Source organism: Nocardia higoensis NBRC 100133 (assembly GCF_000308595.1).
GTDB lineage: Bacteria > Actinomycetota > Actinomycetes > Mycobacteriales > Mycobacteriaceae > Nocardia > Nocardia higoensis.
The window spans coordinates 31,945-55,724 of sequence record NZ_BAGA01000180.1; the positions used below are offsets into that span (position 1 = coordinate 31,945).

Below are 23,780 nucleotides of genomic sequence, written 5' to 3' on the forward strand. Positions count from 1 at the left end.
CACGGTGGCCGCCCACCAGGCGGCCACCATAGCACTATGGACCCACAGCACTACGGAAGGGAATGCGACATGACCACCACCACCACCACCGAGGTCCGCGGCCTGGTGCTCGACGTGTTCCGGGCGGCCGACGGCCCGGACTTCACACTCGGCGGAGTGAGTGCCCGTCACGACCGGCTGACCCTGGTCGGGTTTGTCGACACCACCCACCCGAGCGCCGGGCGCAGCGTGATCCAGCCCGCGGATTGGCGGGTGCGGCCGGTGCGTGAGGACGCCCCGCCGGTGGTCGCGGTCATCGGCCGCATCGGTGCCCGGTACGCCTACCTCGAACCGGTGGACATCGAGGATGGCCGTGTGCGGTACCGCGCGGGGCGGTGGTCGTGCTTCGGCGGCAATTTCGCCGGGAGCAACGGCGGGCGTTTCGGGGGTGTCCTGGCCGATCTGCTGGGTTACCCGGAACCGCACGTGCTGCCCGTGCACGACCGCTACGAGCGGTAGCGCCACCATGCCGGTGCGCGGGGGGCACTCCCCCGCGCCGGGCGGCGCCGTTCGACGGGCGGGCCGCCGGGCCCGCCCTCACGACCACGAGCAAGAGAGGACATCACCATGACCCCCCAGATGATTCGCGCCGCGGGCGGAGTGGGCACCCGGCGACCGCCGCGCCGAGACCCGCGGACCGCCGCGCAGGCCCGTACTATGACACCGCAGTACTACGGACATGGGACGGGAAAGGCGGCGGCAATGGCCGAGCAGGAGAAGACCGGCGGCAAGGTGCAGAACAAGGGCCGTATCGGCGGCTACTTCGGCCCCGAGGAAGCCGCGCGGGTGCGCGGCGCCTACGCACACGGATGGTTGCAGGATCACAAGGGTTCGCTGTCGGATTTCGTCAAGAGCGTGGTCCTGGCCGAGGTCGAGCGGCTGGAGCATGAGAAGAACGGCGGCAAGCCGTTCGGAGGTATCGAGTCCGGCGGCGTGCGCGTCTACACGCACCAGGAGATTGCCGACAAGAAGCGCGCCGACGCCGAGCGCTGAGAACGCCGGGCGCGAGTGCGCGCCTGCCCCCTCACCGATCGCCGAAAGGCGATCCCGTCTGTTCGTAGTACTTTGGTCGCATAGTACTACGGTCTGTTGTCGAGAGGACCCCGATGATGACCAGCCGATTTGCGCCCGTGGCGCGGAAGCTGATCGAGCGCGCGGCCGCTGAGTACGCCGCGCACTACTACGGCGGGCCGTGGCACGTCGACATCGACGGCGCGGCCGAGCTGATCGCTGATGCCCATTTGCCCGCGGTGCGCGCCGAGTACGGCGCGGCGGCCGTCACCGCCGCCGTGGCTGACTACCTGCGCGCCCACCCGGAGATCCTGCACAGCAGCGAGGGAGAGCGAGAGCGGCACGCGCAGGCCCGCGCGCGGGAGTGGCGCCGCCTGGTCGAGGCCGCCGAGCGGGCCATGTGCGCCGGTGAGATCCACCGCGCGCGCAGGCTCATCGATGACGCCGAGATGGTGGGGCCCGGGTACAGCGTGACGGCTTACCGCAGCAGGATCACCGCGGCGGCCGCGCCGGTGGCAGACCTGCACGGCGGGCGGGTCATTCGGCGCGCGAGCTGAGCGGCGCGGGACGGCCGAATAGACCGGTACGCCGTGCAGAGCGTCACGGCATCCCACGGCCGGGACCGGCCAGGATCGCCAGCGCGTGGAGCAGTCGGCGGATGCGCCCGCCGCCGGAGTGCGCTGCCATGACGACCGACACGACGAAACCGGTGAGAACGAGGCTCAGCCCGACCGCGGTGGGCGCGCTGGTCGTGCCGGTGAGCGCGAGCACGAGGGCGAAGCCGGCGGCGGCGAGAATCGCGGCCACGGCGACGAACGCCGCGGGCCACGTCCACGGCGGATTGCCGGGCCCCCGATGGCGGCGTGGTTCGCGGGTGCGGTTATTGGTCATCGGCGGTGCCCTCTCTGTCGGTGGCCGAGTACCGATCAGCAAAAGGCACGACACCGGCGCACCCGCGGTCCACAAGGGCCCAGATCGGCCGATTGTCGTGGGCACAGCGCCTACGACAGCCAATGCGCCAGAGATGTGCTCAGAAGTCCGCAGGTCAGAGCCCCACCTGACCGGGTCGCTATGATCTGCAACACATTATGGCAAAGTAGTCCTTCGCCTACTCCGTGCCGGGCTACCGCCCGCGGCGCAGTCGAGAGGCGGGTTAGTTGAGGCGCGCGCGTGCTTGCTTGAGGTGCTGAACCCGCCAGTGCTGATCTTCGCAGTCCAGGCCGAGGGCGGTGCGTTCGCGGGTTTCGATGATGACGCGGATGATTTCCACGGTGAGTGATCGGTGAGTGCGGCCGTCGAGGCCGGAGGTAGCGAGGACGGGCCACTCGTACCAGGGCCGCGCAGCGGCCTTGTGCGGCAAGACATCCCACGCGGTGAGTCTCATGCCGCTCATTGTGCCGTGGGGGCGGCCGGAAGCTCGCCGCCGCCGCTGCCGCCGCCGAGCTCGGGCACGTATTTGTAGATGGTGCTGCGTGAGACGCCGAGCAGCCGGGCCACCGAAGACACCGTTTCGTCGGGGCGGGTGAGCAGGGCGCGCGCCTGCCGGATCTGTTCGGCGGTCATGGCCGGTGGACGGCCGAGCCGGGTGCCACGGGCACGCGCGGCCGCCAGGCCCTCGGTGGTGCCCTGCACGATGAGTTCGCGGATGAACTCCGCCAGCGCGGCGAAGACGTGGAAGACGAGGCGGCCGCCGGGGGTGGTGGTGTCCAGCGCCTCATGCAGGGAGCGGAATCCGATCTCTCGCCGCCGTAAGCCGGCGACGATGGACACCAGGTCTTGCAGCGAGCGGCCGAGCCGATCCAGCGAGGGCACGACGAGGGTATCGCCGGGGCGCATGTAGTCGAGGCACTGGCGCAGCCCGTCGCGATCGGCGTTCCGCCCGGATTGCTGGTCGGTGAAAATCCGTTGGCACCCCGCATCGGTGAGTGCGTGGATCTGGCGGTCGAGTAGCTGGCCCTTGGTGGACACCCGCGCGTAGCCGATCAGCGCGCCGCCGCCGCCGATCGGGTCGAGCGCGGGCCCGTCGAGCACGAGCGGGGAGGGGTGATCGAGTTCGGGCGTGGAGGCAGACACGCCCGGAGTGTACGAGAAAGGGCCGACAAGACTTGTTCGACACCCAGCGTTTTCGACACGTTTTCTGAACAGCGCCGGGAGGGGCGCGTGCTCGGAGTTCGTGCGCGGGCCCGAACTGTCCAAGAATCAATCAATTCTCAACACCCCCAGACGCGCGGCGCGGGTGTGCGCGGCCGGGTCACGGACGTTCGGCCAGGATGGTGCTCACGTCTTCCATGTCGAGGACCCAATCGATGGTGGCAGTCGAGCGCAGTTCGATCAGCTCGAGTATCCGCATGAGGTCATCTTGGAGGTTCCTGGTGAAGATAGGTTCGTGGTGGGCGATGCGGTTGCGCAGCTGGCGGATCACTTCGAGGTCGTCGTAAATCCGCTTCCGGAGATCCTGCGCGGTCATTCCGGATGCGTTGGGGAAGAGACCCAGGATGTGGAGGTCCCACAGGTGCACGTTGTGACGTGCTGTGAACATGCTTTGCCAGAAGGCGAACTTCAGTTCGGCGATGACCTTGCCGGTGGTCGGCTGCCGTTTGCGGGTCTTCTCTAGTTCGTGGCGAGGGTTGAAGACGCGCCGATCTGAGGGGTTGGGGAGCTTCCGCACAAAGCCGGCTTCCCATGGCCAATTGGGGCCGTGTGTGATCTCGATGGCTTCTGCGACGGCGTTGCGCACGGCGATTTCGGCGAAGTGTGACGGCAGCATGAGTGCAGCCGACACACGGGCGTTCCAGCCGTAGAGAGCCATTGCCTTGGCTACGTCGCCGCCTGCGGCAGTGATGTACGTCGCTGCACGCGGGGCGCTGAGCACGTCGCAAATCGCCAACTCGTTGCGTGGATTGGCACTCGGCACGGACAGAACGTACACTTGGACCTACGAGTCGTGGGATTCGCTAGGCTTCGGCCTACCCCCGCGGACAAAAGAACATTTGAGAGGGGCTCCGCTGAGGCGGGGCCCCTCTCTCGTTCTGCGCAGTGTGAGAGCCCGGATCTGCTCATCGGTGCACGTGCGGCGGCCGTGCTGCATTATGACCACGACTTCGGCTGCATTGCCGAGGTCACCGGCCAGGTTGACGAGCGGAGAAGAACACTATGGAGATCGCGGCCGCCGACGAACGGGCGATCCTTGACCAGCTGCGTCGCCTCCAGGACGCGCACCATCGCGGCGACCAGGCGGCCGCGAGCGCGATGCTGGCGGATCTGTTCGACCGGTATGGCCGCGACATGGTGGCGGCGGTGCGCTGGCGGCAGGCTGGCGACCAGGCCGCCGCCGAGGCCGCGTTGTTCAGCATGTTCGGCCCGGGCGCGGTTACTGGGGACGACTAGCGCCGAGATCTCGAGCGGGTTCCGTGCCGACTGTTAACGTGAATGCGAGCAAGGAGCGGTCCTCTGAGGTCTCTCGGACAGCCGCTCTCGCCCTCGGTGTAGCTACGGCCGCCGGGGGCTGCTTTGTATCCAGGGCGATTGCAGGCGGGTCAACTGGCGTTGGTTGCGGCCTCGGCGGCGGACTGGTCGGCGGGGATCAGGTCAGCAAGCCTCATCCGGAAGGGATAGCGGCCGGGCACGTCGTCGGCGGCCTCGATGGTGGCGTGGTCGCCGTCGATGTCGAGCACGCGGAAGCGCGAGACGGCGGCCGGTCTGATCCGGACCAGCGTATTTACAGCAATCACCCCGCCGACGATACTCGAACGCATGTGCGAGACGTGGCGGGCGGTGTATGAGGTGGCCGGGCGGGTGGTGGAGCCGGGGCGGCTGTACCGGGTGCGGGCGGGGTGGGCCGAGCCGCAGCCGCGGACCTGCCCGAACGGGCACAGCCTGATCGGGCCGGACCGATGCCTGGTCGGGTCGATCGCGTGCCAGCGGGTCGGCGGCCGTCACCGCACGCACCGGTGTTTGTACCGCGGGTGTGAGGCCGTGGTGTACACGCCGCCGATGCGGGCGGACTGCGACCATTCCCGTGGTCACGGCCGACCACCCGGTAATCGTCACGCCACAGTCACGAGGCAAGCCACCGAGGGTGGCGCGGCAGCACCATCGACCGGGCCCGCACGGAGCCGGGAGGCCGGTTATGAGAGGTGACGGCGGATGCGGGCGGCGCGGCTGGCGCCCTTGAGGCGTTCGCGGGTCTGTTGCAGGACGACGGCGAAATCGGGGTCGCGCTGAATCTCGAACTGCATGCGCACTTTCTCCCACAGTGCGCGCGGCATGTCGTTGAAGCACTCCCCCAGCGGCCGGGCGTGCATGTCGATGACGCGGCCGTGTTCGTCCACCATCGTGAGTACGTGCACGACCGAGCCGCGCACGATCCAGCGGGCCGAGCTGGCGCCGTCCCGGGTCGAGTACTCCACGCCGTTGCGGTCACCCACGGTGATCCTGGCCGGGCAGGTGCCTGCTGGCGGCATCGGCGCCGCCGGCTATCACGCTGTGCATGGTCGGTGTCTCCTGTTTGTCCTGGTAGGTGGCTGGTTCGGGGTGCGTGCGTAGCCCTTCGAGCACGCGGGCGACCAGGCCGAGATCCGGGGGTTCGGCCAGCGGGCGCGGTGGGCCGACCATCGGCACGCGGCGCGGCAGCGGGTCCGGTTTCGTCGTGGTGGTCATGGAGGTCACCTCTCCGTGGCGAACCGCTCGAACAACAGCGCGTGCAGCTCGGCGGTGGGGCGCATCGCGCCGGTGCGGATCTGAACTCGCAGCGCGGCCCGTTTGATTGGGCAGTCGGCGGCGTTGCAGCGGCGGTGGTCCTGTGTGATCGCGTGCGCCTCATCTGGCGAGAGCGGCCGCGCGGGGGCGCGGTGCCAGCGCGTGGCGTGTACTTCCCACACGCTGGGGCCCTGTACGGTGCGGGCCGAGCTACGCGGGCGAATCACCAGGCAGCAGACGAGCACCGCGGCGGCCGCGGCGCCGAGGGCCAGAAGCACGGCGTTCATAGGCGCTCACCACCGGGCCGGTACCGGTCGAGTGGGGCGCAGGCGCAGACGGCCTGCACGACGACCAGGCCCGAGGGCAGGCCGCCGGTGGGTGGGTGGACCCAGCAGCGATATCCGGCTTGCCGCGGGCCCGGCGAGGGCAGCGCGATCGGCGTTCCCGGACCGATCACCGACACCTGACGTGCGAACAGCTGCGCGGCGGTGGCGGGATCGGTGGGTACGTCGGGGCGGACCAGGAACGTCCAGCGCGACGAGCGCGGGTGCGAGATGATCGGTCCGACGGCGGTTCCCCTGTGCTGCATGTAGATCCGTGCGCGGCCCGCCAGTAGGGCGGGCACGGTGACCGCGGCGAGGGTGCTGCCGGAGGTGACGACGATGCGTTCGGTCAGCGGATCGACGCGAGCGTTCAGCCCGCACTCGTCGCGGTAGAACGCGCACCGCGAGTGCAGGGTGTCGGCGGCCGAGCCCGCGCCACGGGTGGGCGGCGCGCCGGCCAGCTGGCGCGCGCGGTACTCGCGTAGTGCCTGCATGTGATTGCCTCCCCGATCGCGTTGGTTGAAGTGCTCGGCACCGAAATTCGCGCCCCGTCGCGGCGGCCGCGACCCGGGCGGGTGGGATGTCGGTTCACGAGACGCCGAGACGGTTCCTCGAAGGTTTTGGCGGCGAGGCGTTTCGGCGCCGAGCACGCGATGAGTGTCACATTCGGTCGGGCGCGCGGACAGGTCATGCAACCCCTCAAGTTCCCCCTCAAGTTGGCGGGAATCTCTATCTGAGGGGCGGCGTGCGGCCGTACTCTGGCGGGGTGCCGCAGCTCTGAACGCCGGGGAGAGGGAGCGAATGCAGCCGCCGACGCATCAGCCGTCCACGGTGCCGAATGCTGTTTTCACGCAACAGATTTTGGAACGCGGCTGGACTCAGACCGAGGTCGCCGATCGGGTCAACGCGGCGATGCTGCGGGTGGTCGGCCGCGCCGGTCGGTGGAACGCGGAGTACGTGCGCAAGCTCGAGCGCGGCGATGTGCGATGGCCGACAGAGCCGTACCGTAGAGCCATCGAGCAGGTGTTCGGCGTGCCGGTGGCGGAGCTGGGTTTTCGGAGCCCGCGGATGCGAGCTGGCGATGAGGAGGATGAAGACGTGCGGCGGATCGACTTCCTGCGCGGACTGGCTGCGGTGGGGGGAAGTGCGTTGCTGGCCGGGGGGTTGACGGCCACGCTCAACGACGCGATCGTGCACACGCCGGTGCCCCGGTTGGTCGGGCCCGAGCACGTGGACGAGGTGATGCGCGTCGCGACAGCAGTGCGATCGGCCGACCACTTGGGGCACCCATTCGCGTGGGAAGCGATGGGCGCGCAGGTGCGCCGGGCGATCGCGTTGCTCGAGGCGGGCAGCGACCGGAGGGTGAGCCTGAACCTGCACGCCGCGGTGGCCGCGCTGGCCGATGCGGTCGGGTGGGCCCATTTCGACGCTGGCCAGCATCGCGCCGCGGATCGGTATTTCCGGATCGCCCTGCACTGCGCGACCGAAGCCGGCGCCTGGTGGCTGCGGGCCGATGTGCTCTCCGACATGGCCCGCCAGGCGATCTACTTGGACCGCGCCGATGATGCGCTGACGCTGCTCGGGGCGGCGAAGGTCCGTGAGGACCGGATCAGTCCCCTACGGCGGGCGAACCTGGCCGCGGTGCAGGCACGCGCGTTCGGCGCCCTTGGCGACGTGCGGGAAACCCTGCGAGCGGTGCGCGATGCCGACGAGTATTTCCATGAGGCGACCACCGAGACCGGCGGGGAGCCCGACCCCGACAACTTCGGCGACTACTTCTCATTCGCCCAGCTCAACGGCGATACCGCACACGGCCTCTACGGCATCGCCCGGGCCGGGCACGCGGTCGAAGAGACCCGGCACCGCCTGCGGGTGGCCGCGGAGAACTACGGGCCGGAATGGGCCCGCTCACGCGCGTTCTGCCTGGCGTTGGACGCCAGCTTGGCCCTGCGGTCCGGAGAGCCCGAGGAAGGCGCGGCCCGCGGGTTGGAAGCCATCGACGCCGCGGCCGGGATCGGGTCGGCGCGTTTGGACGCCAACATTCGCGAGATCCACGCCGCGGCCGCCGACCTCAGCGACCCCTCGGTCCGACCGCTCCAGCAGCGAGCGGCAGCACTGCTGGCCATCTGACGAAAGGCCCCGCCACGATGTACCCCAGTCTGGAAGAAGTCCGCGCCGCGCTAACCGGCCTTGCTGCCGAGTGCGGGATCACCGTGGCCGAGTCCAGCCCCTCCGTCCTGTACGCCCACGCCGACGACCCGCGAGCAGCCGCGGCCGCGCTGCGTGAGCGACTGCGTCGCAGCGTGTTCCGTGAGCGGGCCGTCCGCATCGGCGACGAGGAAACGTTCATCACCGTGTTGGACCCGATCGACCGCACGGTGACCATCAAGATCCGCCGCGTCCTCAGCACGGGCGCGGTGGCCTGACCCCGGCGCCCGTGCCCGGGCGGCCCGCGACGATGGCCTGCTAGTCGTCGCGGGAGATTCGGGCGATGTGCAGGCGTGCGCCGACCTCGCCGGGGTATCGGCTGGCGGTGATGGTGACCGGTTGCCATCCGGTCGGGGTGTGGGCGCGGATGCGGGCGGGAGTGATGGCCTTGGTGTCGGGGAGGCCGGGTTGCAGCAGGACGGCGGTTTTCGCCAGTGCTTCCCAGTCATCGGGGTGGATCAGCTGAGGGTCACCCTCCCGCTGCCAATCGATCCAGGTCGGCACGGGGCCGATCCATTGGGCGATCAGCGGGGCGCCCGAGGGCGGGAACGCGATCAGCGCGGCCGCGGGCCCGTCTTCGGCCGGTTCCTCGGTGAGGCCGAGTGCTTCGTGTGGGCCGAGGACGGCCGGTTCGACATCGGAGACATCGTGTGTGAGCCCGTGCAGGGCCGGGGTGCCGTCGGTGCAGTGGCCGCGGGCGAAGATCTGCCAGTTCATCAGGTGGCCGCGATCGTGCAGCACGACGATGTTGGAGGTGAACGTGGCGTCTGGGTCGGGGTTGGTGCCCAGGGCGATCAGCGCGGTCGCGTCATCGAACTTCACGACCTTGCGGAAGAACTCGCCGGGGGATCGCACGCGTTTGAAGCCGTCGGCGTCGTCGGTCGACATCATCCAGGATTCAAGCCGCTGCCGAACCTGTAGCTCGCCAGCAGACCAGCCGATGCCCGCCGCGGGCCGGTGCGGCGGGATCGGTGCGTCCGGTTCGCCGATCCACAGGTGCATCGCATACACGTCGTCGTCGGGGCCGAGGATCGGCACGGCCTTGACGCGCCGGTGGCCGCCGCGCGCCGATAGCACCTGGTCGAAGTCGCGGGCCGACCGACGCACCCAGTCGGTGAGGTCGGTGACGTCCACGCCCTCATTACGGTGCAGGGACCGCAGCGACACCCAGTCGCGGCGTTCGCCGTCCTTGGCGACCACGGTCATGGGGATGTCGAGCGGGCCCAGTGCTTCGATCAGAAACCACGGCATCGGATCGGGTTACCTCCCTCGGGGTTTCGCGGCCGATCGGCGGCCGCGGGCGGTGAGTTCGTAGGGCTCGGGCCGTAGGGTGCCGCGCTCGCGCAGACGCAGCGCCGACGCCGGGTCGGTGTGCAGGTCGAAGGCGTGGACCAGGCGGGCGAGCATCAGGGTGGCCTCGTGCAGGGCGAAGGCCCGCCCGATGCACGAGCGCGGGCCGGTGCCCCAGGGCTGGAAGAACCGGTCGGGCCAGGCCCGCAGCGCGGCGGTGTCGAACCGGTCGGGGTCGAAGGTGGCGGCGGTGGGTCCCCACACGTCCGGATCGCGGTGGGCGGCCAGGGCGAGGACGAACACGGCCCGACCGGCCGGGATGTGGTAGCCGCCCAAGTTCTGGTCGGTGCGCGCCACGCGGAAGTAGCCCGGCGCCGGCGGCCACATGCGCAGTGCTTCGTTGAGCAGCTGGCGGGTGAAGCGGGCCCGGACCACGGTGTCGTAGTCGAGCGCGGCGGCGTCGGCGGGGATCTCGGCGCGTATGCGTTCCTGATAGGCCGGGTTGGCCGCCAGGTAGTACAACGCGACTTCCAGCAGCGCCGCGGTGGTCTCGTGTCCGGCAATCAGGAACGTGAGCGTCTGGTCGGCCACGTTGTCGGCCGGGAGCCGGGCGCCGGTCTCCGGATCGGTCGCGGTCAGCATCAGGCCCAGCAGATCCGAGGACTCCACGCTGTCGCGGGTGCGGTCAGCGATCAGGGCATCGACGTATCCGCGCAGGGTGGCGAAGTCGCGGCGAACTCGCGGGGCGCGGGTGATGCTGCGGACGTGGCCGATGATCGGCACGTCGTTGGTCGATTCCGATGCCCATTGCAGCGTACGGGCAAGGGCATCGACGAACTGGTGCGACGGCCCGGCGGCGGTGGAATCGCCGAAAAGGCCCAGGTCGCGGCCGAAGCCAGCCCGCGCGATCACCTCGAGGGTCGCGCGGGTCATGCTCGAATGCACATCGACGCGGCCACCGCGGGCGGTCCACTCGGTCACGATGTCGTCGGCGACCGACTGCATGGCGTCGTGGTAGGCCCGCATCGCTGCTTGCGTGAACGCCGGGGTCAGGATGCGTCGTGCCTGCCCCCACAGCGGATCTTTCGAACTCGCGGTGAACATGCCGTGCGGGGCGAGCGGCCGCAGCTGCGCGAGCGGCCCGAGCAAGGCCCGCGCCCAGGCGGTTTCATCGCCGCACTGCGCGGCCAGGTGGGCACCGGACACGACGATCAGACGGCGGTTCAGCAACTTGCGTTGGAAGATCGGGCCCATGCCCCGCTCGTGCGCCAGCATCATTTCGTGCTGCGTGGGCCGCCGCCGATCCACGCTGGCCACATCACCGATCACCGGCAGCCGCCCCGGCGGGTACGGCAGGTTCTCCAACGGTAATGCGCGACTTGGCAATGCGGGACTTGACGACTCCATGACTCAACTCAACACGGAACGCGGCGCGATTGCCAAGCAGGCCCGCAAATGCAGGACACGTCACCGAAAGGTGTGCGGGAGAATGCACAGAACGCCAACCACGGCCGTATGTGATGCGCATCACGATTTCTCGGCTATTGTGTTTCGGCAGACAGACCCGCTGTTTCCGCAGTTCACCAGCTTCCGGAACCGATGCCCAGCAGCGATGCTGGGACCGAACGACGTGTTGGGGTACTCGCCTATTTCGATACTATCGGTCTGTTTTGGCGCGAATAGCGGACCCTATTCATGTTTCTGTGGTTCCTCCCAGTGAATTGCGAAGAAACTCATTCGCGTGATTTGCTAGGCGCACGCTGGGCGGCCCATTCCCCTAGCTGGCAATCGAATAGCTCACCCGAGGCAGGCGCACCCGCGCCGGGAGCCGTCGATGAGCTGTACCGACCAGCAGGCGAGGGAATCCGATGGGCACGAACAACACCGGCGCGACGGCGGCGCGGCACGCGGCAGCGCGCACGTCATGCCCGCGTCCCCGGTGGGCGCGTCCGCGCACGATTCCACCCCGCCCGCAGCAGCTCCGGCGCGACACCGAGCACGCGCGAGAGCCGGTCGGCAACCTCATCGGACAGCGGGATCTCGGCCCGCTCGACAGCCGACAGGGTGGAGGTCTTCATGCCGACCTCGGCGGCAAGTTCCGGCTGGGTATACCCGTTCACGTTCCGGTAGTAGCTGAGCATCCGCTCATCCGGCGGGACCACGATCAGCTCGCTCAAATCCACCCCGAGCTCGGCCGCCACGCGACGGAGCGCCGGGACCGACGGCAGCCTTCGGCCGCTCTCCCAGTGATGCAGCGTGGAGATGCCCATGCCGCTCATCCGGGCCAGGTCACCGACGGTGAGCCCCTTCCGTTCGCGGATGAGTTTCAGCGCGGCCGGGTCGAACCCGGCCAGGAAGGTTCGACTCATCCTCGCGGATCAGCGAAGGTCGGCGGGGTCGCTGATCGCTGCGCGGTCGTAGGCTGCCCGAATCACGCTCTCGGGAAGGTCGAGCGCGCGGCTCAGCCGCTGTGCAGCGTCGTCGGACAGCGGTCGCTCATGGGCCTCGATCTTGGTCAACGAGGTGGTGGGAAGACCTGCGCGGGCGGCGAGTTCGGGCTGTGTGAGCAACCGGAGGCAGCGCCAGTCGCTCAGCTGCCGCTCGGGTTCGGCAACGCGAATCACGTCCTCGGGGCGAACCGGGGGGTTCCCCGTGTGGGCAAGGGCGGTGTTCAAAGCGCCCAGGGCGCGACGCAGCACATCGACCTGGGGATTGCTCAGTCCTGTCTCCCATCGGCGCACGGTCTCGTCGGACCGGATGCCAGCCAGTTGCGCGAGCGTCCCACGGGACAGTCCGGCGTCGATTCGCGCCCTCTCGAAGCGCGCGGCGTCGAAACCGCGCAGCACGCTGCGGCTCACGCGTGCTCCGAACGTCCGTCCATGAAACGCCACGATGCATCAACTCCTATCCGACTTGACTCTCTGGGTATTAAATACCAGTATTCTAATTGGGTCGAATCAATCGGATGCCGATCCGCCGCAGGTGAGAGGGAGTTGAGAGCGACGCGCACCAGGTGAAGACAAGCCTTCCCCCGGGCTGCAACCCAGGGGAAGGCGGAGGGGATTGACCTCCGGCGGCTGCAACCGCGGATGGAGGTCGGCGCAGAGATCCAACTAGGGAGGAAGGTTCTGCATGTTCAGGGTAGATCGATTGGCCACAGCGTACCTACTTCGCGGGGTGCGGGCATGACTGCCGCGGTGGTCGATGTGTCGCCGCATCATTCGGTGGATTGGGTGCTGAGGGCCCTGCCGGCGGCGGCGTGTGCGGCGGTCGGGCGGCCGGATCTGTCTGCCCGGTTCCTCGGTCAGCAGCCGGTGACCGCGCGAATGCTGATTCCGTCGCCGCGGGTGCGCCGGTATCAGCCGACGGTGCGGGCGGCGGTGTTCGAGATCGAGGATCGCCTCGAGGTGGCCGACGAGGACCGCGCGGTGCCGGGGTGGGAGATCGACGCCCTGATGTATGCCGAGATCGGTTCGGCCCCGTGCGATCTGGTGCACCGGGTCGAGAGCACGTTGATTCAGCACGGCGGCACGCACGTCGCCTGGTGGGTGTGGCGGCTGGTGCGCGCGGCGTATCTGACCGATCCGTCGGCGGTGACGGTCTACGTGCAGCGCGCCTATCAGCAGTTCTGCGATGACGCGGTGCTCAACGGGTTCGGTCGACTGGAGGTCCAGGCATGACCAACCCGTTGACGGCGGCCGCTGGGTCGAACCAGGGCGGCAAGGGCGGCGGCGAGCCGCTGGCCGGGGTCGCCGCGGCGGCGCTCGGAGTGGTGACGCTGGCGGCGGTGTCGCCGGGTGTGGTGCCGCTGGCGGTGGGATTCGCGATCGGGCACCGCGGCTACGCGGTGTCGAAGCATCGTAGGTTCTGGCTGTGGCTGCACGCGGCAGACCGGCCCATCGGGCGGCGTCGTGGGCGTTCGCAGCGCGGCCCGTGGCGTTTGGTGGTGCCGGAAGTCCCGTTGCTCATCGTCGTTGCCGGGGTGGCGGCCGCCGTGGTCGCCGGGGCGGCTGTGGCGGCGGTGCGGCTGCTCAGCGGGTCCGGTGGCCTGTCGGCGGTTCTGCCGAGCGCGGTGATTTCGCTGGTGGCGGGCGCGGCCGGGGCGCCGGGGGCGTTCCTGGCCGGGCGTCGCCTGCTGCGCCGCGAGCTGCTGGAAGGCCGCGCCGGTGACGTTCTGGTCAACGCCCAGTCGATCGAGGCGATGACCAGTGCCGACGACGAAATGGTGGCCCGGTCGGTGGGTGTCTCCCTCAACGAAGACACGGTCGGGTTGTCGGTGATCGACCCGACCAAGGTGATGACCGCGCCGGTACCGGTCGAGGTGGGCAAGTCCGTGCGCTACGGCATCGGCATCCTCATGTCCGACGACTCGCAGACCGACCGCCGCCGATCGGCCCAGTTCACCGCCAAGGACTGCGATCTGGTGCTGGTGCCCGAAACGGCCGGTCAGCAGCGTATTCAGGTGTTCGCCGGGTCCGGTGTCGGCAAGACCGAGCTGTTGGCCGGATTCCACGCCGCCCAGAACCGCATGGGCATGACCACGGTCCTGATCGACCTGAAAGGCATTGCCGCCGACGCCGAACGATTCGCCGCCGACGCCCGCGCCCAGCGCGACTACATCGGTGCCGAGCAGATGGTGAGGGTCGAGCGCGGCGGGTGGGACTTCTTCGACTGCGGCCGTGACGAGCTGCTCGACCGCCTGATGTTCATCGCGCCGAAGACGACCAGCACCGACTACTACACCAAGCGGATGCGGCGCGTGCTCGACATCGTGATCGACGGGCGCGGCACCAAACCGCTGGTGCGGTCCCTCGATGAGCTGACCGAGCGCCTGGCCGACCCGGTGCGGCATCTCGGCGCTCAGCTGGCCGGGCCGATCACCGAGGAAGACCGCCACGGCGACACCGACGCCAAAAGCGTGGCCCAGGACGTCGACGCCATGTTCGCCCCGCTGCGCCGCCTGCTGCCGAAAACCGGCGAAGGGTGGTCGTTTACGAAGCTGCCGGAGGGTTCGGCGACCATCGTCTCCCTGGTGCCGGTCCGCCCGGCCGAGCGGCTGTTGGCGAACCTGATGCTGCGCGATCTGCGCGAGCTGCTGGCGCAGCGGTCCGAGCAGAGCGCGAACGGGATCAACGCTCATCCGCTCGCGGTGACCATTGACGAGTTCCCGCAGATGGTCGACCCCGATACCGACGCCGCCGACGAAGCGGTCCGGATCTTCGAGACCGCCCGCGCCGCCGATGTCGGCCTCATCCTGGCCGGTCAGACCGTCGAGTCGTTCAGCCTCGATGCGCAAATGCAGCGCCGAATGCTCGGCGCGGGAACCGCGGTGGTGCTGGGTCGCTCCGCGCTGCCCGACACCGTGGCCGAGTCCGCCGGTACCCGCTGGCAGCTGGAAGCCGCAGGCGACCCGTACGGGCACGGCATCAATTCGGCTCGCGCGCAAAACACGTTCGCCATCAGCCCGCAGCAGGTCCGCCAGCTGCACACCGGTCTGTTCTACCTCGTCCACGAGGGCGCGGCCGCGAGGTTCATGGCGTTCCGAACCATCTGACCATTCCCCCGGTTCACAGACCCCCATAGGCGCAGTTTCGGCTGCTCAGAAAGGAATTCAGGCACATGTACAAGAGGATTGGGACCGTCACAGTCGCGGCGGCCTGCTCGGTGGCCGTGGCCGCCGGTGTCGCCACCGCGGACCCGGTGACTCCAAGCCCGCAGGTTCCCAGGACCAGCCCGTCGCCGCAGTCGACGCCGACGCCGACCCCGGCGCCCGAGCCCGCGACGCCCGGCGTGTCCTCGCTGCCGAAGGCCCCGCCCGCCACCGTGTGGCGGCCGCAGGCCGACCCCGGCACCAGCAACAACTACGGCGGTGGCGGCAACTACGGCGGCGGCGGCAACTACGGCGGCGGCAACTCCGGTGGCGGCGGTGGTGAGTCGGCCGCTCCCGCGCCCGCGCCGGTCACTCCGGCACCGCGCGAAGGGTGGGAACCGCAGGTCTTGGAACCGACCCCGCCCGATGTCCTCGGCTCGGGCGAATCCACCATTCCCCGTCCCGATTTCGTGCCCAAGGACGTGGCCGAGTGGGCGAACGGCTGGCTGGACTACGGCAATTCCGTTGTGGACGGGATCTACACCGCGAACGGGATGCCGCCGGACCAGGCGGCCCGCACGGCGGCCGGGACCACGACCGGCGCGGCGGCTGGTGCGCTGATCGGCGGCACCGCCGGTGCGATTGCCGTCGGTGTGCCCGCCGCGGTCGTCGGCGGCCTGGCCGGTGGCACGGTCGGCGGCATCGTCGGCGCCGGTCTGGGCACGTTGGTGCCGGTGCCCGGCATCGGCACGGTCACCTCCGGCGTCGCCGGTACCGCGATCGGCGCGGCCGCCGGTGCCGCGATCGGCGGCATCGGTGGCGCTGCGGTCGGCGGCATCGTCGGCGGTGCCGCTGGCGGTGTGATCGGCGGTGTGACGGGTGCGGCGCTGTCGGGTGGGCCCGGCAACCCGGAGATGCCCACCGATCCGCTGCCGCCGCTGCCTGCACCGGCGCCGGAGCAGCCCGCCGAGCCCGTCGACCCGGCACCTGCCCCGCCTGCTGTGCAGGCCACGCCGCTGCCGGGCCCGGTTGTGCCCGATCCGGGCCAGTTCGACTTGCACGCGGCCATCGATGAGACCGCCACGTGGGCGCAGCAGCAAACCGACATCGCAGCTCAGGCAGCCCATGACGCGGTGAACGACCTGCTGACGGCGTTCGCACCGCACGCCTGATCGCACACCAGATCACCAGTCGAGATCGAAAGGAGGGGTTGTCGGTGGCTTCCGATTCCGAGCGCTGGCGGCGATGGCTCGATGACGCCGCGGTTCCCGCGCCCGTCACCACCGATGCCCGCCGTCGCGGAGGCTGGCGCAAGTCGCCGGCCTCCCCGGCGGGTGGGCAGGCAACGGGGAGCGCCCGCACCGGGCGCCGGGTGCCCGTTCCTGTGCTGGCCGGGGCCGCCGCTGCGGTCGCGGTCATGGTCGGGGCCCTGGTCGCCGTGTCGAATCGGCCCGCGACCGACCCCGACCGCCCCTACCGGATCGTGACGACCGCGGCGGCCGCGCCGTCGGCGGCCGCGGAGTCCGACGACACCACCTCGGCGGCCGCGCCGCCGTTCTGCACACCCGGCAGGGTCGGGCCCGCGCTGGTCACCAACACCGGCGGGGATCTGTCCACCGGAGAAGGCGCGATCGCTGAGTACGAGTACCGCTATTTCGCCCGCCGCGACCCCGCGGCGGTCATGGAGGTCACCGACAGCGGGCCCGGCGTTCCCGGACCCGCCCAGGTGGCCGACGGCATCGCCACGATTCCCGCAGATGCGCCGTGGTGCGTGTCGATCACCCCGACCCCTGATCCCCACAGGTTTGAAACCTCTGTTCGCTACCAGCCGTCCGCGACCGCGGCCCCGGTGACCTGGCTGATGGTCATCACCGTCGCCCCCGGTGAGGACGGATATCGAGTCGTCCGCATCGAAGACAAACCCGCATAGGAAGGCCACGACCATGACCAGCACATCGACCCGCCGCCTCACCGTCGCCGAAACCGTCCGCGCCGACGAAGCAGCGTTGAAGGCCATGAAGACCCACGGCGAGCTCTACCAGTGGGCCAAGGAGCACGACCTGACCGGCGGAAAGTTCGCCGCGGTCAAGAAGCAGTGGAAGGCGATCGGCATCGACTACGACGCCATCCGCGAGGAAGTGACCCGCCAGCGGCTCGCCGAACTCAACGCCGCCGCCGCCGAGGGGGTTCCGGCGATCCGGCTGTCGGCCGCCGGTGACGGCAACGTGGACTCCTACGCGGTGTGCGACAGCGAGGGCACGGTGCTGTGGTACGGCACGTTCCACGAGCGCGACCGCTACTACCGCAACGGCGACCAGGTGAGCGCGGACGCCTCAGCGGCGAACAAGGCGATCTTCCTCGCCGGGCAGGCGCGACAGCTGGCCAAGGTCGAGCTGGCCCGGCTCGAGCTGACCCTGACCAATCCGCACGTCGACACCGCTCAGCTGATCCGCGAGGCCACGTCGTGGCGGCTGCTGCTCGACATCCAGATTGCCGACGACCCGAACGATCCGCCCGCCGCGGTGGCCTGGTGCGAGGAACCGGGATTCCAGGACTGGAAGGACGCCGACCTGCGCTCGCTGGTCGAGGCCGACGACCAGGGCGAGGGCGAGGGCGCGGAATGAGAGCGTTTGCGACGCGGGCCGTCGCCGTCTCCGGGATCTCCGCCGCCGTGGCCGCGATGCTCACCGTCACCGCGCCGACCGCGGCCGCCGAGGACACCGCCACCGGCACATGCCCCGACATCCACGTCCTGGCCGTACAGGGCACCGGTCAGTCCCGCGTGGACGCCCCGACCGACGACGACAGCGGCGAGCTGTCGGCGGTGGTGCTGCCGGTGCTCAACGCCGCGCAGGCCGAAGGCTTCACAGTGGAGCGGACCTATATCCCCTACCCGGCCGATTTCGGCTATCAGGGGCTCGAAACCGCCTACAAATCGTCGGTGATGGACGGCTACAACCGCCTGGCGCAGGTCGCCGCGCGGGTGCTGTACCAGTGCAGCTCCACCAAGTTGGTGCTGCTCGGCTACTCGCAGGGCGGACACGTCGTGTCGATGTTCGCCCAGCAGATCGGGCAGGGAAAGGCCGGGCCGGTGACCGCCGCCGATATCGCGTTGGTCGCCACGTTCGGCGATCCCACCCGCGGGCCGGACGCCCCGCTGTTTCCGGGCAGGCCCGGACAGGTCGGCCCAGACCCGTGGCCGGGCACCGACAAGAAGGCGCAGCCGTCGGCCAAGCGGTTCCCCGACATGCTGGCCATCGCCAAGGGACAGGGCATCGGCCCAGCCCGCGACATCGCCTCCAGCTTCGGCACCCTGGACGGCCGGGTAGCGCAGTGGTGCCTGCCTGGTGATCTGGCCTGCTCGGCGCCGAAGAGCATCAGCCTGGCTCGAACAGGTCTCGCCATCGCCGGACAGTCCAGCCTCGATTTCAGCCGCGACCCGTTCGGTGTGGTCGGGTCGCTGGCCGCCGCCACCGCCAACACCATCGGCGGCGGGCTGGCCTCGTTCGCGGAAAACGACGTCAAGGGCAAAAACCTGGCCGATGCGTATTTCGACGGCAGCGCCTCGATCTCCCAACGCCTCGAGGCCGCCGCCGATCCACGCAACGAGAACCAGGCAAACCCGCTGGTCGGGGTGCTCAAGATGGGGCAGATGGTGATGTCGTCCATGACCACCTTCCTCGGGCAGGTCTTCAACTCCGCGACCCTCGGCAGCCTGATCAACGCCGGTGTGCAAGTCGCCACCAGCGCCGCGACGGGCGCGATCGGTGCCGGTGCCCCCGCCCTGGTCGGTGGGCCCGCCGCAGCGGCGGCCGCCGCCAGCGCCGGAGCCGCGGCCGGTGCCGCCAGCGCGGGCGGTGCACTCACCGCGCCGGTGGTCAACCTGGCCTCCAACGCTGCCAAGGCCGCGATCAACATCATTCCGCCGCAGTCGGCGGAGAAGAAGGTCAGCAGCATTTTCGACCTGCTCATCAACGAGGTGAAGGCCAACGCCGACCTTCCCGCGCTGCTGCTCGACGCCCGGCTGTGGAACCAGCAGGCCACCCACGGCGGCTACCGCACCGCGCGGGTCGCCGCCGACGGCGGCACCCCGGTAGAGATCACCGCGGATTGGGTGATCGCCGCGGGCCGGGATCTGCACGCGGCCGCCGCTGCCGAGCAGGCCAAGAAGAACCCGGCCACCAGCAGCGCGGCCAGCACCAGCAGCGCGAAGCCGACGAGCAACCCGATCACGGTCCGCTACGACCGCGACAAGGACGGCAACGTCACCAACCCGCTCGGGGCCCCGGTTGCCGACGACGGCCGCGACACCAGCGCCGTCGCCCACTCCGAGACCCCCGGCGACGTGCGGTTGACCAGCAGCGCCGCCCCGATCGGGACCGGCGCCGACCAGACCGCGGCACCCGCGGTCACCACGCCGGTGGCCTGGCTGCCCGAAGCCGGCGGCGACAGCATCGCCGCCAAGGTAGCCGACGCCGCCGACGAACCGACCGCGCCCGGCCGCCTGCTGCGCATCGGCTCCCCCGTGCTGGCCGCCACCCCCGCCACGCTCAAGGAGGGCAAGCAGTGAGCATCATTCGCCGCAGCGCCGACATCGACACCGACGCCGAGCAGCAGGAGACCGCCAGCACCGACACCGGCGAGAACACCACGGACGCATCGAAAATCGTGGTGTTCGCCGGGTCCGGCGTCGGCAAGACCGGCCTGATCGCGCAGCTCGCCGCCGAGGCGCACGAGCGCGGCGAGAGCGTCGAGCTGCGCGACCTCGCCCAGGCCGAGCACGACGAGACCGCGCCGGTGCTGACCACAGACAGCGACGACACGACCACCCTCACCGTGGCCACCGGCGACAGCTCGGCCGCCCACGACGCCGACCCCGCGCACGAGGCCACCGACGCGCAGGTGCCGCCGCTGTTCCACATCATGGCGGCCGAGCCGGGCAGCGGGGCAACGACGCTGGCGGCCTGGTGCGCGTGCGCGGAAGAAGTGCCGCGGGATATGCGCTGGCGGCCCGAGCCCGGACACAGCCCGTACCTGGTGCTCACCGCCTCCAAGACCGCCGAAGGCGTGCGCGTGGCTCGCCAGCTGGCGGGCGCGCTCAGCCGCACCGTCGGCGGGCGCGTGCAGATCGCCGCGATCGCGCTGCTCGAGGACCAGCCCCGGCCCACTCTCGCGCTGCGCGAACTCATCGCCGCCGCCGAGCGGGCCGGTATCCCGATCCACACCATCGCCCACGATCCGCGGATGCGGATGCCGCGCGACGACGAGCACGAGCGGCTGTGGACCCCACAGAACGCCGAAACCGCCACTGTCCCGCCCGTTCTGGACGACATCTACCGGCGGGTGTTCCACACCATCGCAGACAAGGAGACGACCCGATGAATGCCCACATCACCGCCGCCGTCCTGGCCGTGTCCCAGCCCACCGCCGAGCCCGGCCCGTTCGAGGGACTGGCAAACAAGTTCCTCGGCCTGCTGTGGGCGGTGTCCGGTTGGGTCGGCCTGGCGGCCTTCCTCATCGGCGCCGCGGTGTTCATCTACGAAAAGTGGACGATGAAGAACTCATCGATCCTGTCCACCCTCGGCGGAACGCTGCTGTTCATCGGTGCCGGTGCGATGGGCGCCCAGATCATCAACTGGGCGATGGGCTCATGACCACCGTCCTGGCCGACCAGCTTCCGCCGGAGGTTACCGACCCCCTGCTGAAGCTGGGCGGCCAACTCATCACCCTCGCGGGCTATTTCGCCCTCGGCGCGCTGTTCATCGCTGGCATCGTCGCCATCGTCCGCTACCAGCGCGGGGCCGGGTTCGTCCACTTCTGGCGCGAACTGCTCGTGATCTGCATTGCCGCCGCCATCGCGGCCATGACATTCGACATCGCCAACTGGGTCAGCTGAAAGGACATCCGATGCGTACCCGACTTGTTGCGCTGCTGGCCGCGCTCATCGCCGCGGCCGCGGTCGCCGGATGCGGCGGCGGTGCCGACACCGGCAAACCCCTCACCATCACCAGCTACCGCGGCGCGGACTGGATCACCGACGGCACGATCGAGCCGCCCGCGTCTCCCGGCCGCGGTGACCGCATCCAGTACCCCCACACGATGGACGGCGCGGTCATGGCCGCCGCCAACTCCCAAACGCTGCTCGACACCGCCCCCGACGACGGATTCGGCCCGGTCACCCGCGACTACTTCGCCGTAGGCAACGGCCTCACCGCCTATCTGGCCGCCCGCGCCAGCATCTCCATCACCGGCCAGCCCGACCCCTCCCGACTCCCGCGCATCAAGGGATTCCGGTTCCTCAAGTACACCGACAACGCCGCCCGCCTCGAGCTGTTCTTTGAACAGCCCGACAAGTCCATCAACGGCCTTGTCCGCAACCTCGTATGGCTCGGTGAGAACTGGCTGATCCAGCTGCCCGACCCCGGCGACAAGAACGCCGGTCCGGTGCTCAAGGCATACCCCGACGGCCTACCCGCCGACATCGAACCACTCCCCCAGACCTGACCAGCACTCAACACGAGGCAAGCCAACGAAGTTGGCGCGGCAGCACCTTCCACCCACACCACCACCAGGAGCCGAGATTGAACCGCAAAATCCTCGCCGCCTGCGCCGCAGTCGCGGCCGCCGCGGTCACGCTCACCGCCGCCGCCGGATGCGGCCGCAACGACGGTGACGGCACAGGTCTGCCCGGCCTATCCCCCGCCGTCGCAAAGCCGTTGAAGGATCAGCCCTGGTTCACACAGCATTTCGGCGAACCACTGCTAGCGGCCACCAACGTCACCCCCAAGACCATCGAGCAAGCGCACGACATCCGCGGGACAGTTCTCCCCCAGGACGGAGCCCGGCTGGATGGGCCGGTGATGTGGCAGCGCGTCCGCTGCAACGCACTCCCGTTCAGCACCACCGACGGGCCCGCGAAGATGCGCGCCGACACCGTTTACGGCGGCTACGCACGTACTCCACTCGGCGCCGCACTGGCCGCCTATCAGATGGCCAACTACGGGTGGACGGTTGGAAACGCTGATGCGGTACCGCAGATCATCGCGCCCGCGGATCGCGACCGCCTGGTGTCCCAGATCCCGGAGATGAAGGAATCGAAGTTCAAGGACGACCCCGGTTGCCTGCCTCGCCAGAAGAAGCTCACCCGGCCCGCGCGGTGGAAGGCCGACCCGGTGTCGGACACCGTTACGCGGGTTGAGTTCTGGTGGCCGCCCCTGCCGGGCGAATCCCAGGGCTACAGCATCGACTACTCCGTGACGTGGCAGGAAGGCGACTGGTACCTCACCGAGCAGACAGCCGCCGACGTGCTGATGGTCGGCAAGAAGATGCCTCGCGAGCCGCAGTACACAGCCGAGCCGGTCGGGTGGTCCCAATGGTGACCCGCCGCGGATTCTTCACCGCGCTGCTCGCGCTGACGATCGGCCTGGCGATGCTTGCAGCACCGGCGGCAGCCCAACCGCCAACTACTACGACGCCGACGACCCCGCCCGCGGCGAGCCCAACAACGACAGCGCCGACGACGCCACCCACCTCCAGCCCAACAGCGACGGCACCGAGTAGTTCCGGTGAATCGGCAACCAGCGATGGCGGCGACGACGGCTGCGGGGGGCTTGAGGTGTTCGACGTCTGCACACCCCTTCCCTCTCCGGGAAAGGCCGTGAAAGAGCAGGTGACGGACGCGGCGCGGGCGTTCGGGTCGGATCTTGTCGACTATGTGCTGTCTGGGTGGACGTGGGTCACCAAGTACGTGATCCAGCTTTTCATGTCGGTGTCGGTGGATGCGACCGGCACGCAGGATGCCGTGCAGCGCATGACGGACCTGACCAGCGATTTGCAGGTGATCGGGCTCGGACTCGGGTTGCTGATCGCGGTGATTGCCGTGCTGTACCAGCGGGCGATGCTCTCTGGCGACAACGCCGCGCCCGAGGCGTTCGCGGGTCTGGTGCGGTGGGGCATCGCCGCTACGATGGCGGCCCCGACACTGCTGGCCTTGTCGCAGGTCAGTGATGCGCTCGCGACGTGGATCTTCACGTCAGCGGCGGGCCCGGACGGGCCCACGCAGGTGGTCGACAAGCTCACCGATGCCCTCGCCGGGCGCGATGAGCGGTTGAAGGTCGAGGACGTGATCGCGTTCGCGCTGTGCGTGCTCGGGCTGCTGGCCTACATCGAGCTGATGATTCAGCTGGTCTTGCAGAAGTTCTGGATCATCTACGCGGCGTTCGCGCTGCCGATCGCGGGCGCTACCAGCGTCGTGTCCAGCGGAAAGACCGTGTTCTTCGCGCTGCTGCGCGTCGCGGTCGCGGCGCTGCTGTTCAAGCCGATCGCCGCGGCCTGCTTCGGTGTGGCGTTCATGCAGATCCGCAGTCTCGAATCCGGCGGCGATGTGCTGTGGGCGGTGATGCTGCTGGTCGCGCCCGCGTTCGTGCTGCCGATCCTGGTCCAGATGATCGGCACGAACGTCAGCTATGCCGGTACCCCGATGCTGCGCGGCACGATCCGCAACACCCGTGCCGGGCTTTCAGCCGCGGGTTCGGCGCTGGGCACGGCAGGCCGAGGCGCGGCGGGCGCAGCCGGGATGGCGGGCCGGGGCGCGGCCGCGACCGCCGGTGCGGCCGGTGCAG

At 69.7% G+C, this 23,780-nt stretch carries 31 protein-coding genes; 18 read left to right on the forward strand and 13 right to left on the reverse strand.

All coding sequences use genetic code 11. The features are described from left to right. The first annotated feature begins 69 nt into the window (after nucleotides 1–69). From ON26_RS29190 to ON26_RS29200, 3 genes are all read left to right on the forward strand, one after another. Nucleotides 70–498, forward strand: coding sequence for a DUF8317 domain-containing protein (locus tag ON26_RS29190; RefSeq protein WP_040801176.1), 429 nt, complete (start codon nucleotides 70–72; stop codon nucleotides 496–498). 108 nt (nucleotides 499–606) lie between these two features. Beyond that, the gene (locus ON26_RS29195; RefSeq protein ID WP_157172054.1) at nucleotides 607–1,032 is read left to right on the forward strand and encodes a ParB family protein; all 426 of its coding nucleotides are present in this window, start codon (nucleotides 607–609) and stop codon (nucleotides 1,030–1,032) included. A gap of 116 nt (nucleotides 1,033–1,148) precedes the next feature. Further along, entirely contained in the window at nucleotides 1,149–1,607 is a 459-nt protein-coding gene (locus ON26_RS29200) for a hypothetical protein (protein WP_157172055.1), read from the forward strand. A 43-nt stretch (nucleotides 1,608–1,650) separates the two neighbouring features. Here ON26_RS29200 and ON26_RS29205 read toward each other — a convergent pair whose 3' ends face one another. The 4 genes from ON26_RS29205 to ON26_RS29220 all read right to left on the reverse strand — a co-directional run bounded on the left by ON26_RS29205 (nucleotide 1,651) and on the right by ON26_RS29220 (nucleotide 3,964). Then, a complete protein-coding gene (locus ON26_RS29205) occupies nucleotides 1,651–1,941 on the reverse strand; it encodes a hypothetical protein (RefSeq protein ID WP_040801179.1) in 291 nt (96 codons plus the stop codon). A gap of 262 nt (nucleotides 1,942–2,203) precedes the next feature. After that, nucleotides 2,204–2,434 carry a hypothetical protein gene (locus ON26_RS29210; protein WP_157172056.1) on the reverse strand — a complete coding sequence of 77 codons (231 nt, stop codon included), beginning with the start codon at nucleotides 2,432–2,434 and terminating at the stop codon, nucleotides 2,204–2,206. Nucleotides 2,435–2,439: 5 nt separating this feature from the next. Then, on the reverse strand, nucleotides 2,440–3,123 hold the full coding sequence (locus ON26_RS29215; protein ID WP_281032418.1) for a recombinase family protein: 684 nt from the start codon (nucleotides 3,121–3,123) through the stop codon (nucleotides 2,440–2,442). 178 nt (nucleotides 3,124–3,301) lie between these two features. Next, a complete protein-coding gene (locus tag ON26_RS29220) occupies nucleotides 3,302–3,964 on the reverse strand; it encodes an Abi family protein (protein WP_040801237.1) in 663 nt (220 codons plus the stop codon). 239 nt (nucleotides 3,965–4,203) lie between these two features. Here ON26_RS29220 and ON26_RS29225 point away from each other — a divergent pair, with 239 nt between their 5' ends. Beyond that, nucleotides 4,204–4,437, forward strand: a complete 234-nt coding sequence (locus ON26_RS29225) for a hypothetical protein (RefSeq protein ID WP_040801183.1) — start codon at nucleotides 4,204–4,206, stop codon at nucleotides 4,435–4,437. Nucleotides 4,438–4,586: 149 nt separating this feature from the next. Here ON26_RS29225 and ON26_RS29230 read toward each other — a convergent pair whose 3' ends face one another. From ON26_RS29230 to ON26_RS29250, 5 genes are all read right to left on the reverse strand, one after another. Then, entirely contained in the window at nucleotides 4,587–4,805 is a 219-nt protein-coding gene (locus ON26_RS29230) for a hypothetical protein (RefSeq protein ID WP_245546110.1), read from the reverse strand. Between the two features lie 372 nt (nucleotides 4,806–5,177). Then, nucleotides 5,178–5,477, reverse strand: a complete 300-nt coding sequence (locus ON26_RS29235; RefSeq protein WP_040801184.1) for a hypothetical protein — start codon at nucleotides 5,475–5,477, stop codon at nucleotides 5,178–5,180. Further along, nucleotides 5,470–5,709, reverse strand: coding sequence for a hypothetical protein (locus ON26_RS29240; protein ID WP_157172057.1), 240 nt, complete (start codon nucleotides 5,707–5,709; stop codon nucleotides 5,470–5,472). Before ON26_RS29240 ends, ON26_RS29235 begins: the two co-directional genes overlap by 8 nt. Before the next feature lie 5 nt (nucleotides 5,710–5,714). After that, nucleotides 5,715–6,035: a hypothetical protein gene (locus ON26_RS29245; protein WP_040801187.1), complete on the reverse strand. Its 321-nt coding sequence runs from the start codon at nucleotides 6,033–6,035 to the stop codon at nucleotides 5,715–5,717. Continuing rightward, nucleotides 6,032–6,565, reverse strand: a complete 534-nt coding sequence (locus ON26_RS29250; protein WP_228809903.1) for a DNA-directed RNA polymerase subunit beta — start codon at nucleotides 6,563–6,565, stop codon at nucleotides 6,032–6,034. Before ON26_RS29250 ends, ON26_RS29245 begins: the two co-directional genes overlap by 4 nt. A gap of 163 nt (nucleotides 6,566–6,728) precedes the next feature. Here ON26_RS29250 and ON26_RS29255 point away from each other — a divergent pair, with 163 nt between their 5' ends. Both ON26_RS29255 and ON26_RS29260 read left to right on the forward strand, forming a co-directional pair. Further along, the gene (locus ON26_RS29255) at nucleotides 6,729–8,201 is read left to right on the forward strand and encodes a helix-turn-helix domain-containing protein (RefSeq protein ID WP_157172058.1); all 1,473 of its coding nucleotides are present in this window, start codon (nucleotides 6,729–6,731) and stop codon (nucleotides 8,199–8,201) included. Between the two features lie 17 nt (nucleotides 8,202–8,218). Beyond that, a complete protein-coding gene (locus ON26_RS29260; protein WP_157172059.1) occupies nucleotides 8,219–8,497 on the forward strand; it encodes a hypothetical protein in 279 nt (92 codons plus the stop codon). A gap of 40 nt (nucleotides 8,498–8,537) precedes the next feature. Here the strand turns inward: ON26_RS29260 and ON26_RS29265 are convergent, their stop codons facing one another. From ON26_RS29265 to ON26_RS29280, 4 genes are all read right to left on the reverse strand, one after another. Then, nucleotides 8,538–9,530 (reverse strand): GAF domain-containing protein, encoded by a 993-nt coding sequence (locus tag ON26_RS29265; RefSeq protein ID WP_040801192.1) that lies wholly within the window; start codon nucleotides 9,528–9,530, stop codon nucleotides 8,538–8,540. Nucleotides 9,531–9,539: 9 nt separating this feature from the next. Continuing rightward, entirely contained in the window at nucleotides 9,540–10,976 is a 1,437-nt protein-coding gene (locus tag ON26_RS29270; RefSeq protein ID WP_051027865.1) for a cytochrome P450, read from the reverse strand. Nucleotides 10,977–11,491: 515 nt separating this feature from the next. Continuing rightward, nucleotides 11,492–11,938, reverse strand: coding sequence for a helix-turn-helix domain-containing protein (locus ON26_RS29275; RefSeq protein ID WP_040801194.1), 447 nt, complete (start codon nucleotides 11,936–11,938; stop codon nucleotides 11,492–11,494). A gap of 9 nt (nucleotides 11,939–11,947) precedes the next feature. Continuing rightward, nucleotides 11,948–12,427 carry a helix-turn-helix domain-containing protein gene (locus ON26_RS29280; protein ID WP_051027867.1) on the reverse strand — a complete coding sequence of 160 codons (480 nt, stop codon included), beginning with the start codon at nucleotides 12,425–12,427 and terminating at the stop codon, nucleotides 11,948–11,950. A gap of 327 nt (nucleotides 12,428–12,754) precedes the next feature. On the opposite strand from ON26_RS29280, the gene ON26_RS29285 reads away from it, so the two are divergent. From ON26_RS29285 to ON26_RS29345, 12 genes are all read left to right on the forward strand, one after another. After that, a complete protein-coding gene (locus tag ON26_RS29285; protein ID WP_040801195.1) occupies nucleotides 12,755–13,249 on the forward strand; it encodes a hypothetical protein in 495 nt (164 codons plus the stop codon). Further along, on the forward strand, nucleotides 13,246–15,123 hold the full coding sequence (locus ON26_RS29290; protein WP_040801197.1) for a type IV secretory system conjugative DNA transfer family protein: 1,878 nt from the start codon (nucleotides 13,246–13,248) through the stop codon (nucleotides 15,121–15,123). The genes ON26_RS29285 and ON26_RS29290 overlap by 4 nt, the downstream gene beginning before the upstream one ends. Before the next feature lie 65 nt (nucleotides 15,124–15,188). Continuing rightward, entirely contained in the window at nucleotides 15,189–16,331 is a 1,143-nt protein-coding gene (locus ON26_RS31920) for a hypothetical protein (protein ID WP_157172060.1), read from the forward strand. Nucleotides 16,332–16,375: 44 nt separating this feature from the next. Further along, a complete protein-coding gene (locus ON26_RS33015; RefSeq protein ID WP_157172061.1) occupies nucleotides 16,376–17,089 on the forward strand; it encodes a DUF8176 domain-containing protein in 714 nt (237 codons plus the stop codon). A 13-nt stretch (nucleotides 17,090–17,102) separates the two neighbouring features. Continuing rightward, entirely contained in the window at nucleotides 17,103–17,783 is a 681-nt protein-coding gene (locus ON26_RS29310) for a hypothetical protein (RefSeq protein WP_040801203.1), read from the forward strand. Then, nucleotides 17,780–19,729: a cutinase family protein gene (locus ON26_RS29315; protein ID WP_040801205.1), complete on the forward strand. Its 1,950-nt coding sequence runs from the start codon at nucleotides 17,780–17,782 to the stop codon at nucleotides 19,727–19,729. Before ON26_RS29310 ends, ON26_RS29315 begins: the two co-directional genes overlap by 4 nt. Further along, complete coding sequence (locus ON26_RS29320) at nucleotides 19,726–20,541, forward strand: hypothetical protein (protein WP_040801207.1); 816 nt, start codon at nucleotides 19,726–19,728, stop codon at nucleotides 20,539–20,541. Before ON26_RS29315 ends, ON26_RS29320 begins: the two co-directional genes overlap by 4 nt. After that, on the forward strand, nucleotides 20,538–20,813 hold the full coding sequence (locus tag ON26_RS29325) for a hypothetical protein (RefSeq protein ID WP_040801209.1): 276 nt from the start codon (nucleotides 20,538–20,540) through the stop codon (nucleotides 20,811–20,813). Before ON26_RS29320 ends, ON26_RS29325 begins: the two co-directional genes overlap by 4 nt. Next, the gene (locus tag ON26_RS29330) at nucleotides 20,810–21,055 is read left to right on the forward strand and encodes a hypothetical protein (protein WP_040801212.1); all 246 of its coding nucleotides are present in this window, start codon (nucleotides 20,810–20,812) and stop codon (nucleotides 21,053–21,055) included. The genes ON26_RS29325 and ON26_RS29330 overlap by 4 nt, the downstream gene beginning before the upstream one ends. 11 nt (nucleotides 21,056–21,066) lie before the next feature. Continuing rightward, nucleotides 21,067–21,663: a DUF8175 domain-containg protein gene (locus tag ON26_RS29335; protein ID WP_040801213.1), complete on the forward strand. Its 597-nt coding sequence runs from the start codon at nucleotides 21,067–21,069 to the stop codon at nucleotides 21,661–21,663. Between the two features lie 77 nt (nucleotides 21,664–21,740). Further along, nucleotides 21,741–22,538, forward strand: a complete 798-nt coding sequence (locus ON26_RS29340; protein WP_040801215.1) for a DUF8175 domain-containg protein — start codon at nucleotides 21,741–21,743, stop codon at nucleotides 22,536–22,538. Beyond that, the coding region (locus ON26_RS29345; protein WP_157172062.1) for a hypothetical protein at nucleotides 22,532–23,780 on the forward strand (1,249 nt) is incomplete at its 3' end. The genes ON26_RS29340 and ON26_RS29345, both read left to right, overlap by 7 nt.